14 protein-coding genes and 1 pseudogene are annotated in these 13,719 nt (G+C 69.2%); 7 read left to right on the top strand and 8 right to left on the bottom strand.

What is annotated here, in order from left to right:
- Window positions 1–259: 259 nt before the first annotated feature.
- The 7 genes from VF697_RS13390 to groES all read right to left on the bottom strand — a co-directional run bounded on the left by VF697_RS13390 (window position 260) and on the right by groES (window position 6,426).
- A complete protein-coding gene (locus VF697_RS13390) occupies window positions 260–1,450 on the bottom strand; it encodes a hypothetical protein (RefSeq protein WP_331094921.1) in 1,191 nt (396 codons plus the stop codon).
- A 38-nt stretch (window positions 1,451–1,488) separates the two neighbouring features.
- Window positions 1,489–2,880 (bottom strand): sigma 54-interacting transcriptional regulator, encoded by a 1,392-nt coding sequence (locus VF697_RS13385; protein WP_331094919.1) that lies wholly within the window; start codon window positions 2,878–2,880, stop codon window positions 1,489–1,491.
- 117 nt (window positions 2,881–2,997) lie between these two features.
- Complete coding sequence (locus VF697_RS13380; RefSeq protein WP_331094917.1) at window positions 2,998–3,255, bottom strand: hypothetical protein; 258 nt, start codon at window positions 3,253–3,255, stop codon at window positions 2,998–3,000.
- A 253-nt stretch (window positions 3,256–3,508) separates the two neighbouring features.
- Window positions 3,509–3,925, bottom strand: coding sequence for a hypothetical protein (locus VF697_RS13375; RefSeq protein ID WP_331094915.1), 417 nt, complete (start codon window positions 3,923–3,925; stop codon window positions 3,509–3,511).
- Between the two features lie 93 nt (window positions 3,926–4,018).
- Entirely contained in the window at window positions 4,019–4,273 is a 255-nt protein-coding gene (gene grxC / locus VF697_RS13370; protein ID WP_331094913.1) for a glutaredoxin 3, read from the bottom strand.
- A 170-nt stretch (window positions 4,274–4,443) separates the two neighbouring features.
- Window positions 4,444–6,096 carry a chaperonin GroEL gene (gene groL / locus VF697_RS13365; RefSeq protein ID WP_331094911.1) on the bottom strand — a complete coding sequence of 551 codons (1,653 nt, stop codon included), beginning with the start codon at window positions 6,094–6,096 and terminating at the stop codon, window positions 4,444–4,446.
- 39 nt (window positions 6,097–6,135) lie between these two features.
- Window positions 6,136–6,426, bottom strand: coding sequence for a co-chaperone GroES (gene groES, locus VF697_RS13360; RefSeq protein WP_331094909.1), 291 nt, complete (start codon window positions 6,424–6,426; stop codon window positions 6,136–6,138).
- Window positions 6,427–6,830: 404 nt separating this feature from the next.
- On the opposite strand from groES, the gene VF697_RS13355 reads away from it, so the two are divergent.
- Genes VF697_RS13355 through VF697_RS13345 form a run of 3 tightly spaced genes read left to right on the top strand, consistent with a single transcriptional unit; the run spans window position 6,831 to window position 8,597 of the window.
- Window positions 6,831–7,424, top strand: a complete 594-nt coding sequence (locus VF697_RS13355) for a hypothetical protein (protein WP_331094907.1) — start codon at window positions 6,831–6,833, stop codon at window positions 7,422–7,424.
- Window positions 7,425–7,440: 16 nt separating this feature from the next.
- Entirely contained in the window at window positions 7,441–8,082 is a 642-nt protein-coding gene (locus VF697_RS13350; RefSeq protein WP_331094905.1) for a hypothetical protein, read from the top strand.
- Window positions 8,083–8,117: 35 nt separating this feature from the next.
- Complete coding sequence (locus VF697_RS13345) at window positions 8,118–8,597, top strand: NUDIX hydrolase (protein WP_331094903.1); 480 nt, start codon at window positions 8,118–8,120, stop codon at window positions 8,595–8,597.
- 5 nt (window positions 8,598–8,602) lie between these two features.
- Here VF697_RS13345 and rpoZ read toward each other — a convergent pair whose 3' ends face one another.
- Window positions 8,603–8,854: a DNA-directed RNA polymerase subunit omega gene (gene rpoZ / locus VF697_RS13340; protein WP_331094901.1), complete on the bottom strand. Its 252-nt coding sequence runs from the start codon at window positions 8,852–8,854 to the stop codon at window positions 8,603–8,605.
- A gap of 170 nt (window positions 8,855–9,024) precedes the next feature.
- Between rpoZ and VF697_RS13335 the strand changes: the two genes are divergently transcribed.
- The 4 genes and pseudogenes from VF697_RS13335 to VF697_RS13320 form a co-directional block, all read left to right on the top strand.
- Window positions 9,025–10,347: a sensor histidine kinase gene (locus VF697_RS13335; protein ID WP_331094899.1), complete on the top strand. Its 1,323-nt coding sequence runs from the start codon at window positions 9,025–9,027 to the stop codon at window positions 10,345–10,347.
- Window positions 10,348–10,429: 82 nt separating this feature from the next.
- Window positions 10,430–11,614, top strand: coding sequence for an ABC transporter substrate-binding protein (locus VF697_RS13330; RefSeq protein WP_331094897.1), 1,185 nt, complete (start codon window positions 10,430–10,432; stop codon window positions 11,612–11,614).
- A gap of 139 nt (window positions 11,615–11,753) precedes the next feature.
- On the top strand, window positions 11,754–13,145 hold the full coding sequence (locus VF697_RS13325; RefSeq protein ID WP_331094895.1) for a sugar porter family MFS transporter: 1,392 nt from the start codon (window positions 11,754–11,756) through the stop codon (window positions 13,143–13,145).
- A gap of 57 nt (window positions 13,146–13,202) precedes the next feature.
- Window positions 13,203–13,719 (top strand): annotated as a pseudogene (locus tag VF697_RS13320) (hypothetical protein); the annotation flags it as partial.

Raw genomic sequence — 13,719 nt, 5'->3', positions numbered from 1 at the left:
ACGACCAAGCCCATGACGCCGCGCTGGCCGTCGGGACGCCCGGAAGGGGGTGGCTCCGGGGGCGGCGGGGCATTGGTGCAGGCCGTGGCGGCGAGGGTGGCCACCGAGGCCACGGAGAGCTGCCGCAGGAACTGGCGCCGGGTGGACATGGGCCCGGCATCTTGCATGAAGCCTCGCGACCACGAAACGCGCGGAACCCTGGCCTCCGGGTTCCGCGCCTTCGTCACCGCACGCCTGGTTGCTCAGGCGGGAGCGCGGGCTACTTGCGCTCCTTGGGGCAGGCGGCCTGGTCGTCCGCCAGGCGCTTCTGGGCGTTGGCCAGGTCCTGCTGGGTGCCGTTGATGACCTCCTGGGTCTTCGTCTCGACCTCGCCCCAGGCCTCATCCTTGGCCTTGAGCTCCTGGGCGAGGGCCATGGTGGCCCGGTCCACCTGGAGCTGGGCGTCGATGGCGGTCACCCAGGACTGGGCGGAGTCGACGAGCGCCTTGCACTTGCCCTTCAGCTCGTCGATGAGCTTCCAGTCCTTGGTCTTCTGGTACTTGGAGACGATGGCGTCATAGGCCTCGGCGGCGTTGGCACGGATGCCGAAGGCGAGGGCCGCGTCGGCCGAGCGCTGGCCACGCACCAGCTCGAGCTGGAAGAAGCGCAGCTCGGGGGGCAGCTCCGCGGCGGGCTCGGTGGCCTGCGAGTTGAAGTGGACGAAGCGGTAGGCGAACTTCAGCTCGTCCGTCTCCAGCTTCGCCGGCACGGCCATCATCTTGGCCTGGAGGCAGGTGGCGAGCGCGTCACCCTCGGGGGTGCCCACCGGATCGAAGGCGATGGCGGCGGCGGTCGGCGCGCCCTTCTTCAGGTTCACGTTGGCCTTGAGGATGGGCGGGGCCTTGGTGCCGAAGGCCGCGTAGCAGTCGCACCAGGTGGTCTGGCCGAGCCGCACGGCGCCCGAGAAGTCCGAGCCCGGGTTGATGCCGAACCGGACGCTGGCGCTGTTGTTCACCTCGTGGACGAAGGTGGTCTCGGAGGTGACGGGCTGCGCGCCCTTGGGCAGGGCGGTGAGCGGCACGCGCGAGTCCACGAGCTTCTGGATGCAGGCGGTGCCCTCGGGGGTGAGGTTCTCACCGGTGATGGCGTGGGTGCCGCCCTGGTCATTGACGGTGGTCTTCACCACCACGCGGGTGGAGTCGGCCGTGCCGCGGGTCTTGGGGTCCACCAGGCACTCCAGCACTTCGGGGCGGGTGGCGAGGACGGCGCCCACGAGGATGCCCTGGTTGGTGGGCTGGGGCAGGGTGGGCGTCTTGGCCTGGCACACGGCCACGTCGAACGGAGCCTGGTTGGTGATGCGCATCCGCTCCTCGGTCGTGGTCGGACCCTGCTGCTTCTTCTGGGCCGCTTCCTGGGTGGCACAGCCAGCCGCGGCGAGGAGGACGGAAGCGATGGCGATACGGCGCATCATGGTCGGGAATCTCCCTTGGGGGTGGGACAGCGGGGGCCTCATTTATCAAGACCCTCGGCATTCTTGAGGTCCTTCAACCGCAGCCCGTTCTTCTTCAGGAGGCGGTAGAGGCTCTGCATGGACAGGCCGGTGTGCTGCTCGGCCGTCTTCATGTCGAAGTTGGACTGGCGCATGACCTCGGCGAAGTAGAGGCGCTCGAAGTCGGCCACCACGCGGTCCTTGGCCTCGTGGTAGGGCATGCCGGACACCAGCTCGGAGACGCTGGTGGTGGGCTGCTGCGGCTGGCCCTCGGTCTTGCGCGGGGGCTGGGCCATGAAGTCCAGCCAGCTCACGTTGCCCGTCTCCTGCATGAGGGCGCCGCGCTCCAGCACGTTGCGCAGCTCGCGCACGTTGCCGAGCCAGTCGTAGCCCTCGAAGAGGGCGAGCGTCTGGGGGGTGAGCTCGAAGGTGGACTTGAGCCCGCGCAGCAGCGACTGGGCCAGCACGGGGATGTCGTCGCGCCGGGTGCGCAGCGGGGGCAGGCGCACGCGCGCCACCGCGAGGCGGTAGTAGAGGTCCGCGCGGAAGCGGCCCTGGCGCACGTCCTCCTCCAGGTTGCGGTGGGTGGAGGCGATGACGCGCACGTCCACCGGCACCGCCGCCCCGTCCACCGAGGGCACCTCGCGCGACTCGAGCACGCGCAGCAGCTTGGGTTGCAGCGACAGCGGCAGCTCGCCCACCTCGTCCAGGAAGAGGGTGCCGCCCTGGGCTGCCTCGAAGACGCCCCGGTGGTTGCCCTCCTCCTCACCGCCGGAGCGCAGGCCGCCGAACAGCTCGCGCTCGGCCTTCTCCTCGGTGATGAGGTTGCAGTCCACCACCTTGAAGGGGCCGTGCCGCCGCCGCGAGTGTTCGTGCACGGCGCGCGCCGCCAGCTCCTTGCCGGTGCCCGTCTCGCCCTCCAGCAGGAGGTTCATGTCCTCGCGGGCGATGCTGCGCAGCTGCGCGAAGACGAGCCGCATCTTCTCCGAGGCGCCCACCAGCGCGCCGAAGGAGTCCGCGCCCTCCAGCACCTCCACCTCGGTGGAGCGCGTCTCCTGCTTGAGCACCAGCTTCGTCTTGCCCAGCTGCACCTTGTCGCCCGGGTGCAGCAGCACCTGCATCACCTGGTGGCCGTCGAGCATGGTGCCGTTGCGGCTGCCCAGGTCGCGCAGGACGATGCCCTTGCCGGTGCGCTCCAGCTCCACGTGCCGACGGCTCACCGTCGGATCATTGAGGACCAGGTCGCTCGCCGGGTCCGAGCCCACGCGCAGCAGTGCATCCTGGGTGGTGACCTTCTTGCCCTTGTCCGGTCCGGCCAGCACCTCGACCGTCCACTCACGCACTTGAATCCGTGTCGGGCGAGCCTCGGTGCTCTGCACGGTCTGGGTGACTTCCGGCCTGTCGTTGATCATCGGCGAGACCCTCCACCCGGGCGGCGGGCTGGGAACCCGGCCAGCGTCACGGGAGCTTCCTGTTTATGGGGGCAGGTACGGCGGGGGCAAGCCTTACCGGTGAGTCCGAAAGCCAACTCAGGGCAGGAGGCGCTCGGCGAAGTCCCCTGCGGGGAGCCGGATGCGGGCCTGGACGGGGGTGGGGGAGAAGCGCACGCGGGCGAGCGCCTGGGGCAGGGCGGGGCCTTCCTCCAGGCTCACCGCCCGCTCTCCGGGCGCGAGACTTCCCCCCTCCGGGGCCTCCAGCACGTACAGGCCGGCCGGCATCCGGCCCAGTCGGGCGAGGGCCTCGGGCTCCAGCGCCGGGTTGGCGAAGCGCAGGCGCTGGTGGCGCACCACCTCCGCATCCAGGGCGTCCAGCGAGGCCAGCGTCGGCGCGAACTGTCCCAGAAATGTCGTCTCGTCGACGGTGCCGAGGCCCAGGGGCGCGGCGCTGGGTCTGAGAGGGGGTCCGGCACGCCACCCCGCGGAGGGTGACGAGCAGGACGGCGCACGCGAGGGGCAGTCCGGCACGTTTCACGGGCCGGGAGTGAAGACGAACCTCCCCTGGGAATCCAACTTCCGGCGTGCGCCGTCCGCTCGGGGCCCGCTAGTACTTGGCGGGCGGGTCGCTGGCCGGGAAGGACTCCTTGGACTCCTCGTCCACGTCCACGGTGTCGTCGCCCCGCCGTCCGCCGGACTTCACCTGCGCATTGGTCTGGGCTCCGGGCGAGCTGCCGCGCTTGCCGCTGGCCTCGAGCCCGCCGGCCTTCTGGGTGCCCTCAACCTGGACGCCCTCGGTGCGGATCAGCCGGGCCCCCAGCAGGTTCTTCGCGCGCTCGGCGAGATCTCGCTGGGACTCCTGGTAGTCGCGGAAGAAGCCCACCAGCTCCTGGTCCCCGTTCCGCTCGGCGTCCTGGATGTACTGGCCGACTTCCGACGCCGCCTGGAGACAGTGGTAGAGCACGCTGATGACGTCGTAGTTCTCGTCCTTGGTGCCCGTGACCTGTTCCCCTGCCTCTGCCATGTGCGCCTCCCTGCGTGAGGATTGCTCCGGGCAACCTGCTCACGCTCAGGGGGCGTGCCCACGAGGCTCGGCTGGCCGCCTGCCCGTGGCCTCTCAGTTCTGGAGCATGGGCTCGAGCCGCCCCTCGCTCTCCAGCCTGGCGAGGTCGGTGTAGCCGCCCACGTGGGTGTCGCCGATCCAGATCTGCGGCACCGTCCGCTGGCCGCTCATCTCCACCAGTTTGGCGCGCATGTCGTCGTCGCCGGTGACGTCCAACTCCTCGTACTTCACGCCCTTGCGCGTCAGCAGATCCTTTGCCCGGACGCAGTAGCCACAATAGGTGGTGGTGTAGATTTTGACGGGCTTCACGCGAGTCCTCCTGGGTCTGTCTCAAACTAAGAGGACGGGGGACTCCGTGCCACCCGACGGACGCCCGCTGGCTCCCCCCAAACGACAACGGCCCCCGGTCCACGAAGGAACCGGAGGCCGTGTGCGGGAGCCGGAGCGCGACGCGAGGCCGCGCTCCAGTGCCGGGGGGACTACATGCCCATGCCGCCCATGCCGCCCATACCACCCATGCCGCCCATGCCACCGCCGGCGCCAGCGCCCTCCTTCTCCTCCTTCGGGCGCTCGGCCACCATGGCCTCGGTGGTCAGCATGAGGGAGGCGACGGAGGCCGCGTTCTGCAGCGCGTAGCGGCTCACCTTGGCCGGGTCGATGACGCCCGCGGCCAGCAGGTCCTCGTAGACGCTGGTGGCGGCGTTGAAGCCGTACGAGCCAGTGCCCTCCTTGACCTTGTTCACGATGACGCTGCCCTCGAGGCCGCCGTTGGCGACGATCTGGCGCAGCGGCTCCTCGACGGCGCGGCGGATGATGTCCACGCCGAACTTCTCACCGGCGTCGACCTTCACGCTGTCCAGCGCCTTGCTGCAGCGCAGCAGGGCCACGCCACCGCCGGGCACCACACCCTCCTCGACGGCCGCGCGGGTCGCGTTGAGGGCGTCCTCCACGCGAGCCTTCTTCTCCTTCATCTCCGTCTCGGTCGCGGCGCCCACGTTGATGACGGCCACGCCGCCCACGAGCTTCGCCAGGCGCTCCTGGAGCTTCTCGCGGTCGTAGTCGCTGCTGGTCTCCTCGATCTGGGCGCGGATCTGCTTCACGCGCGCCTCGATGTCCTTCTGCGCGCCGGCGCCGTCGACGATCGTGGTGTTGTCCTTGTCGATCGTCACGCGCTTGGCCCGGCCGAGGTCCTGCAGGGTCAGCGTCTCCATCTTGATGCCGAGGTCCTCGGCGATCATCCGGCCGCCCGTCAGGGTCGCGATGTCCTCGAGCATGGCCTTGCGACGGTCACCGAAGCCCGGGGCCTTCACGGCCGCCACGTTCAGCACGCCGCGGATCTTGTTGACCACCAGGGTGGCCAGGGCCTCGCCCTCGATGTCCTCGGCGATGATCAGCAGCGGCTTGCCGGAGCGAGCCACCTGCTCGAGGATCGGGAGCATGTCCTTCATCGAGGAGATCTTCTTCTCGTTGATGAGGATGAGGGGGTCGTTGAGCACCACCTCCATGCGCTCCGGGTCCGTCACGAAGTACGGGGAGAGGTAGCCGCGGTCGAACTGCATGCCCTCGACCACGTCCAGGGTGGTGTCGAGGCCCTTGGCCTCCTCCACCGTGATGACGCCCTCCTTGCCGACCTTCTCCATCGCATCGGCGATGATCTGCCCGATGGTGGTGTCGCCGTTGGCCGAGATGGTACCGACCTGGGCGATCTCCTTCTTGTCCTTGGTCGGCTTGGCCAGCGTCTTGAGCTCGGCGACGATGGCCGCCACGGCCTTGTCGATGCCGCGCTTGATGTCCATCGGGTTGTGACCGGCGGCCACCAGCTTCGCGCCCTCGCGGAAGATGGCCTGGGCCAGCACGGTCGCCGTGGTGGTGCCGTCACCGGCCACGTCGGAGGTCTTGGACGCGACCTCCTTCACCATCTGGGCGCCCATGTTCTCGAACTTGTTCTCCAGCTCGATCTCCTTGGCGACGGTCACGCCGTCCTTGGTGATCGTGGGAGAGCCGAACGACTTCTCGATCACCACGTTGCGGCCCTTGGGCCCCAGGGTGACCTTGACCGCGTCGGCCAGGATGTTCACGCCGCGCAGGATGGCTTCACGCGCGCGGACGTCGAAAAGAATGTCTTTTGCCATTTGATTGAGTCCTTCGGGTAGGGGTTGGAGAGCGGGGGATTACTTCTCGATCACGCCGAGCACATCCTCCTCACGGAGAATGAGGTGATCCTCGCCGTCGATCTTGATCTCCGTGCCCGCGTACTTGCTGAACAGGATGGTGTCGCCGGCCTTGATGTCGAGCGGGCGGACCTTGCCGTCCTCGAGCACCTTGCCGTTACCGACCGCGAGCACGTGGCCCTCGAGCGGCTTCTCCTTGGCGGTGTCGGGGATGAACAGACCACCCTTGGTCTTGTTCTCCTCGGCCACGCGCTTCACGATCAGACGATCCTGCAGGGGACGAATCTTCACGGTTTGTCTCCTTCCGATGAGCACTCCGGTGTCCGGAGTGCCGTGGGGGTTGGAATAGGGGCCTCGCGGCCCGGGGCCGTTAGCACTCGCACCGCGCGAGTGCTAACCGGCAAGCGCGCGGGATAATAACCAGGGAAGTCGACCCGTCAAGCGAGGCGGGATTGGAGGGCTAGCGCGCGCCAAGTCCCCGTCACAACTGGGGTTTCGCGGCTCTGTCGTCTAGTACACGCCCCCGCAGGCCAGGGGGGCGGGCGTGCTCGGGCTAGCAGTCGCGGGGGTCGAGAGCCAGCGTAAGTACCCGGAATGATTGAGGGTCTCTTTGCGAGGCGGGGGGGGCCGTTGGTATCTTTTTCAGTGTTGTCCCCCGGCTCGCAATCCCCGGGGGATCGGGAGGTCGAGAGTCCATGAGTCAACTGGTGACGGCCCCGTCGTTGAAGGAGTTCTTCAAGGCCCTGTTGGAAGAGGTCATCCGGCGGCAGCGGGTGGCGGTTGCGGAGACGACCGAGTTCTACCTGGTGAACCTGCTGGCCGACTTCGCCACCACCGACCATCTCTTCAGCAAGGGAGAGAACGGGCGCAATGAGCAGGAGCCGCTGGCGATGCTCTACCACCGCTCGCTCCAGCAGCAGCGGGACGAGCGCATCCGGACCCTGCGGCGGCTGGGCGATGTGTCCCTGTACCAGGCCGGCTTCTTCTCGGGCGCGCTGCGCGAGGGGCCGGTGGGGCAGGACTACTACATCCAGATGGGCGGGGCGGCGTACGCGCAGGTGGCGGACCTGGCGCCCGCCGCGGGCTTCGCCGCCGTCTACCGGGAGCTGTGCGCGAAGTTCCGCGCCCTGGTGGACGTGCTGGAGGAGATCGCCGCGCGCGGGCTGGTGAGCAACGGCGCCTCGGGCGCCCTCAAGGTGTACGAGTCGTGGGTGCGCACGGGCAATGACCGGCTGGAGCAGGTGCTGGTGGATGCCGGGATGGTGGCCCCCAAGGGCATGCCCAACTGAGCTGGGGAGGTGGTGGATGGTCGGTCGTGTGCAGGCGCACCTGGAAGCCATCTATGGGATTACCTGCTCCGCGCGAGCGGAGGGCTTCATGGTGGACACGGAGGCCGCCGTGCAGCTCGGCGCCACCGGACGCTCGGACGAGGAGCTGCTCGTCCTGGAGGGGGAGGAGGAGCTGGAGCTCGCCCTGTACCTTGCCCCCGGGCTGCTGCGCCGCCTCCAGCCCTATGAGAGCGGCCCCGTCCACTCGCTGCTGGAGCGCGAGCTGGACGGCTTCTGCCAGCTCGCCGAGGGCGTCTCCCACTTCCTCTATGTGACACACACGGCCGTACATGGCCGTACCGTGTCGCTGCTGGAGCTGGAGGCGCAGGCGGAGGTGGACAAGTTCGCCCTGTGCCTGCTGCACCGGTGGGGGGACGGGGTGGAGGCGTGGGCGGAGGAGCTGCTGGGGCGGCTGTTCGACCGGGTGTCCTACCGGGCGAAGCTCTCCGAGGCGGAGCGCTGGCGGTACGAGGAAGCCAACCGGCTGTCCCGCAACTTCTGCGGCCGGTTGATGGGGCACGTCACGGGCCGGCGGCTGGAGCGGCTCCTGTCGGACCTGCGTTACGCCTACCGATTGGGGGCGGAAGCCAAGCTGCGCCACTTCGCGCAAGTCTCCTGAACGCGCCGCCCGACATTCGGTTACGTTCGGGGCGTATGCCGCGTGAGGCGTCCGCCGGAGGAGTTGTCGTCCGAGAACATGGGGGCGAGCTGGAGGTGGCCGTCATCCGGCCCCACGGCCGCTCCCTGTGGGCGCTTCCGAAGGGACATGTGGACCCGGGGGAGACTCCCGAGCAGACGGCCGTGCGCGAGGTGTGGGAGGAGACGGGCCTGAAGGCCACGCTCGTCACGCCGCTGGGGGAGATCCGCTACGTCTACCAGTTCCGGGGCCAGCGCATCTTCAAGCGCGTCCACTTCTTCCTCTTCCGCTACCAGTCTGGCGTGCTCGGAGACATCCAGCACGAGGGGCACCGGGTGGAGGTGGACGAGACGCGCTGGATACCGTTGACCCGGGCAGCGGCCCTGCTGGGCTACAAAGGAGAGAAGGCCATCGCCGCGCGCGCGGCCAGGATGCTGCTGCGCGCGGGGGCCGCGCTCGTTCCCTCCGCGGTGCGCACGGAGGGGACGGGCGAGTAGCTCGACTAGATGGCGCCGGCCTTGGGCGCCTTCTCCTCGGAGTACTTGCCGGTGAGGGCCTCGCGCACGTCGCGGTCGAACTTCACGCGGCCGGTGGCGACCTCGCGCAGCGAGAGCACGGGCGGCTTGTTCTTGGACGTGTCGATGATGGGACGGGCGCCGGCCATGAGCTGACGGGCGCGCTTGGCCGCCAGCAGCACGAGCGCGAAGCGGTTGTCGACCAGGGGGAGGCAGTCTTCGACTGTGACGCGAGCCATGGTGGGAAGGTCCTTCGCTGGAACTTGAAAGAAGGGACTGAACCTAAAGAGTGACCCCTACCGAGTCAAGGTAAGGATGGCGCAGGAGGTCGAACACGGAGCGGTGGGGCTGAGGCTCGTCCGCTCCCGTGCTACTCTGGGTTTCCGTTGGAGGGTCAAGGAGTTTCCCGGTGAACGAGCAGTGGGGGATGTGGAGCGATCGGGCGGGCTGGGTGCTCGCCGCGCTCATCCTGGGTTTCGCCGGAGCGGATGCCCTCTACCTGGGACACTTCAGTGTCTGGACGTTGGGGTGCCGCCTGGTCTGGGCCCTGAGCCTGGTGGCTTCGTCGGTCCTCATTCGCAGGAGCCCTCCGTTCCGGGCCCGCCTGCTCTCGGACCTGAACGCCGCGATCTGGAGCGTCTGCATCCTGGGGATCTGCCTCGAGACGGGGGGCCTCGGGAGTCCCTACTTCCTCCTGGTTCCGGTCCTGCCTGTCGCCATCGCGTTCATGTACCGGAACAGCCAGCGGGCGAGTCTGATGAGCGGTGGGGTGGGGTGCGTCGGGACCGTCGGGTTCGTGTGGTGGGCGGAGTACGGGCTCATCCAAGCGCTGACCTGGGTCTCCATCGTGGTGGCGATCACCCTGTACGCGAGGTTCTTCGCCGAGCGGTTCCACCAGGTGCAGCAGTCGGAGGAGCGGGCCCGACTCGAGCGCGCCCGCCTCGAGTCGCTCGAGGCGCTGGCACTCAGCGAGCACCGCCGGACCCAGTCGGAGAAGCTGGCCATCGTCGGGCGGCTGGCCTCGGGCGTGGCGCATGAGATCAACAATCCGCTGGCCTACGTGGGCTCCAACGTCGACTTCGTGCGCGACGAGCTGCGCTCGGCGGAGGCGCCGTCCCGGGAGGAGCTGCTCGAGGTGCTCGAGGAGACGCGCGCGGGACTCCAGCACATCCGGCGGATCGTCGCGGACCTGAAGGGCTTCGCGCGCATGGATGCCGAGGAGCCCACGGAGTGCGCGCTGGCGGACGTGGTGGCCGATGCCGTGAAGCTGGCCTCGCTCCGGTTGAAGCATGTGGCCTGGCTGCGGGTGGACGTGCCCGTGGCGCTGCCGGAGATTTTCGTCGTGCGGCAGCGGCTGGTGCAGGTGGTGATCAACCTGCTGGTCAATGCCGGCGACGCGCTGGAGGCACACCAGGTCGAGAACGGAGAAGTGCGGGTGACGGGCCAGTCCGACGGAAGCCAGGTGGTGCTGCTCGTCGAGGACAACGGGCCCGGCTTCGCCCCCCATGTGCTGCCCCGGCTCTTCGAGGCCTTCTTCACCACCAAGGGCCCCGACAAGGGCACTGGCCTGGGCCTGAACCTCTCGCGCGAGCTGGTGGAGCAGTTCGGCGGCGTGCTCTCCGCGGACAACCGTCCGGAGGGTGGCGCGCGCCTGCGCCTCGAGTTTCCCGCCCGTCGGGCCGACTCCTCGCCGTCCTCCCTGCCGGAGAACGAGGAGCGGGACGCCGCCTGACCTACGAGGCGGTGGGGACGGGGGCGCCTCCGGTCCACCCCGGGCTTTGTCCGTGCGAGAGTGCGCGCCCGGAGATCCCCGCATGTCTCGTCTCGTCCCGTTGCTCGCCGCCTTCGCCCTGTGTTCCCTCGCCTGTGAGCGGAAGGCCTCGCCTCCCACGGCTCCGGCTCCGCGGCCCCCCTCCGCGGAGGTGCGCGCTCCCTCGGAGCAGGGGCCGATCGTCATCGGCATGCTGGGAAGCCTCACGGGCTCGGAGGCCTCGTTCGGCACGGTGGTGCGGGACGGCATCCTGTTCGCGGTGGAGGAGGTGAACGCCGCCGGGGGCGTGAAGGGCCGGAAGGTGGAGGTCCGCGCCTACGACACCCAGGGGAAGATCGAGGAGTCGGTCGCCGCCGTGAAACGCCTCCTCACGCAGGACCGGGTGGTGCTCATCCTCGGAGATGTGACGTCGTCGGGCTCGCTGGCCATCGCGGACGCGGCGCAGGCGGCGCGGGTCCCCATGGTGACGCCCTCGGCCACCCACCCGGACGTGACGAAAAAGGGGGACTTCATCTTCCGCACCTGCTTCATCGATCCCTTCCAGGGAGGCGCCATGGCGCGCTTCGCCCGCGAGAACCTGAAGATCGACCGCGTGGCCGTGCTGCACGACAGCAAGAACGCGTCCTCGCTCGGGCTCAGTGAGGCCTTCACCGAGTCCTTCAAGAAGCGTGGCGGAACGGTGGTGGCGGTGGAGAGCTACTCCAAGGGGGACACGGACTACCGCGCGCCGCTGCTGGCGGTGAAGAAGGCGAAGCCCCAGGCGCTGTACCTGCCGGGCTTCTACAGCGAGGTGGGCGTCATCGCCCGCCAGGCGCGTGAGCTGGGAATCACGCAGACGTTGCTGGGCGGAGATGGCTGGGAGTCGGACCGCATCTTCGAGCTGGCGGGCGGTGCGCTCGAGGGCGCCTACTACTCCTCGCACTACGCCGAGGACAACCCCGCGCCCGAGCTGCAACGCTTCATCTCCGCGTTCCGGGCGCGCCATGGCCGCTCGCCCGAGGCCGCCTCCGCGCTGGGCTACGACGCGGCGAAGGTGGCGCTCGCGGCCATCGGGCGTGCGAAGTCGCTCTCCGGGCCGGACATCCGCGACGCGATCGCGAGCACCCAGGGCTACCCCGGGGCCACGGGCACCCTGACGCTGGACGCCGAGCGCAACCCCGTGAAGCCGGCCGTCATCCTCGAACTCCAAGAAGGCAAGCGGAAGTTCGCCGCCGCGGTGACACCCTGAGCGCCCGACGCACCGCGGCAGGAGCGGGTGGGTGGCGCTCGTTTCCGACGGCGAACACCGGCCCCACTGTCCGGGATGACGGATGGTCCGGAGTGCGGATGTTGGGGCACACCCGTTCCGGGAGGCTCCCCGAGTGGACTTGCGCGACACGACAGCCACCGAGGCTTCATCGCTGAAGGTCGTGCTGATTGCCTCGGTGGCCGCCGTGGGTGGCTTCCTGTTCGGCTTCGACACGGCGGTCATCAATGGGGCCGTCGGTGCCCTGGAGCAGACCTTCCAGGCGGGGGACATGGCCATCGGTCTCTCGGTGTCCTCGGCCCTCATCGGCTCGGCCCTCGGGGCGTTCGTGGGCGGACTGCTCGCGGATTGGATGGGCCGGATCCGGACGATGGTGGTGGCCTCGGTGCTCTTCGCCGTGAGTGCCCTGGGCTCCGGGGTGGCTTTCGGGCTGGTGGACTTCAGCCTGTGGCGCCTGCTGGGCGGCATCGCCGTGGGCATCGCCAGCGTCATCGCACCGGCCTACATCGCGGAGATTGCCCCGGCCCACCTGCGGGGACGGCTCGGCTCGCTCCAGCAGCTGGCCATCGTGACCGGCATCTTCGCGGCGCTGCTCGTGGATTATGGCATCGCCGCCATGGCTGGCTCCGCCATGAATACCCTCTGGCTCGGGCTCGCGGCGTGGCGGTGGATGCTCCTGTCCGAGCTGCCCGTCGCCATCCTCTATGGCCTGGGCGCTCTCATGATTCCCGAGTCCCCTCGCTACCTGGTCGCCAAGCAGCGCGATGCGCAGGCGGAGGTCGTGCTGCGCTCCATCATCGGGCGCGCCGCGGCGGAGAAGGTGATGGAGATCCGCCAGACCCTCTCGACCGAGCACGTCGCCCGGTTCTCGGACCTCCGGGGCCGGTTCGGTCTGCTCCCCATCGTCTGGGTGGGCATCGGCCTGTCGGCGTTCCAGCAGCTCGTGGGCATCAACGTCATCTTCTACTACTCGAGCGTCCTCTGGCAGGCGGTCGGGTTCTCGGAGAAGGACTCGCTGGTCATCACCGTCATCACCAGCCTCACCAACATCGTCACCACCTTCATCGCCATCGCCACGGTGGACCGCTTCGGTCGCAAGCCGCTGCTCATCCTGGGCTCGGTGGGCATGGCGCTGACGCTCGGGACGATGGCGTTCGCCTTCGGCTCGGCCGGCGTGGATGCCGCGGGCAATCCCGTCCTGCCTGGGTCGTTGGGGACCATCGCCCTGGTGGCCGCCAACCTCTACGTCTTCTGCTTCGGCCTCTCGTGGGGACCGGTGGTGTGGGTGCTACTCGGGGAGATGTTCAACAATCGGATCCGTGCCCATGCCCTGGGACTCGCCGCGGGCCTGCAGTGGGTCTTCAACTTCGCCGTGTCCGCCACGTTCCCCTGGCTGCGGACGGTGGGCCTCGGGCTGGCCTATGGCCTCTATGCCGGCTCCGCGCTGCTCTCCCTCGTGTTCGTGCTCGCCTTCATCCGGGAGACCAAGGGCAAGGAGCTGGAGGAGATGTAGCCCGTTTGAGGCCCGTGCCCCGGGAGTGGCAGACTGCGCGCTCCGTCGGAGGGCCTCATGCTCATGCTCCCCCGCGCCGCGCTCCTCGTGGCGCTGCCCCTGTTCCTCGCCTGCTGCACCCGTGGGCCCCGGCCCGAGACCGTCCTCGCCTCGGGTCAGGCCGGCCCCGTCGCGCTCGCCTCCGATGGCACGCACCTCTATTGGACCAACGCCGCGGGCGGGCAGGTGATGCGCCTGCCGCTCGCCGGGGGCTCCCCCGAGGTGCTCGCCTCGGGGCAGGCCCGGCCTCGAGGGCTCGCGCTCGGCTCGACGCACGTCTACTGGGCCAATCGCGACGGTGGGAGTGTGATGCGCGTGCCGCTCGCGGGCGGTGAGGCGACTCCGGTGGTCAGCGGGCAGGGCCACCCGGAGGGAGTGGCCGTGGCGGGTGACCGCGTCTACTGGTCCGATGCGAGTGGCTTCTTCATGCGCGTGCCGCTCGCCGGTGGCACCTCCGAGCCCGTGAGCGAGCGCGCCAGCGGGCCCAACGACATCGCCCTCAACGCCACGCACGTCTACTGGAGCAACGGGGATG

The sequence above is a fragment of the Archangium sp. genome, from assembly GCF_036388035.1.
Taxonomy (GTDB): domain Bacteria; phylum Myxococcota; class Myxococcia; order Myxococcales; family Myxococcaceae; genus Archangium.
The sequence above is the reverse complement of the archived record's forward strand: the minus strand, read 5'-3'. Positions and strand labels throughout refer to the sequence as shown.

Bases quoted from the DNA above. Each gene is read 5' to 3' on its own strand.
- groL (WP_331094911.1), bottom strand. From the start codon at position 6,096: ATGGCAAAAGACATTCTTTTCGACGTCCGCGCGCGTGAAGCCATCCTG.
- rpoZ (WP_331094901.1), bottom strand. From the start codon at position 8,854: ATGGCTCGCGTCACAGTCGAAGACTGCCTCCCCCTGGTCGACAACCGC.
- VF697_RS13350 (WP_331094905.1), top strand. From the start codon at position 7,441: ATGGTCGGTCGTGTGCAGGCGCACCTGGAAGCCATCTATGGGATTACC.
- VF697_RS13345 (WP_331094903.1), top strand. From the start codon at position 8,118: ATGCCGCGTGAGGCGTCCGCCGGAGGAGTTGTCGTCCGAGAACATGGG.
- VF697_RS13375 (WP_331094915.1), bottom strand. From the start codon at position 3,925: ATGGCAGAGGCAGGGGAACAGGTCACGGGCACCAAGGACGAGAACTAC.
- VF697_RS13390 (WP_331094921.1), bottom strand. From the start codon at position 1,450: ATGATGCGCCGTATCGCCATCGCTTCCGTCCTCCTCGCCGCGGCTGGC.
- VF697_RS13385 (WP_331094919.1), bottom strand. From the start codon at position 2,880: ATGATCAACGACAGGCCGGAAGTCACCCAGACCGTGCAGAGCACCGAG.
- VF697_RS13330 (WP_331094897.1), top strand. From the start codon at position 10,430: ATGTCTCGTCTCGTCCCGTTGCTCGCCGCCTTCGCCCTGTGTTCCCTC.
- VF697_RS13355 (WP_331094907.1), top strand. From the start codon at position 6,831: ATGAGTCAACTGGTGACGGCCCCGTCGTTGAAGGAGTTCTTCAAGGCC.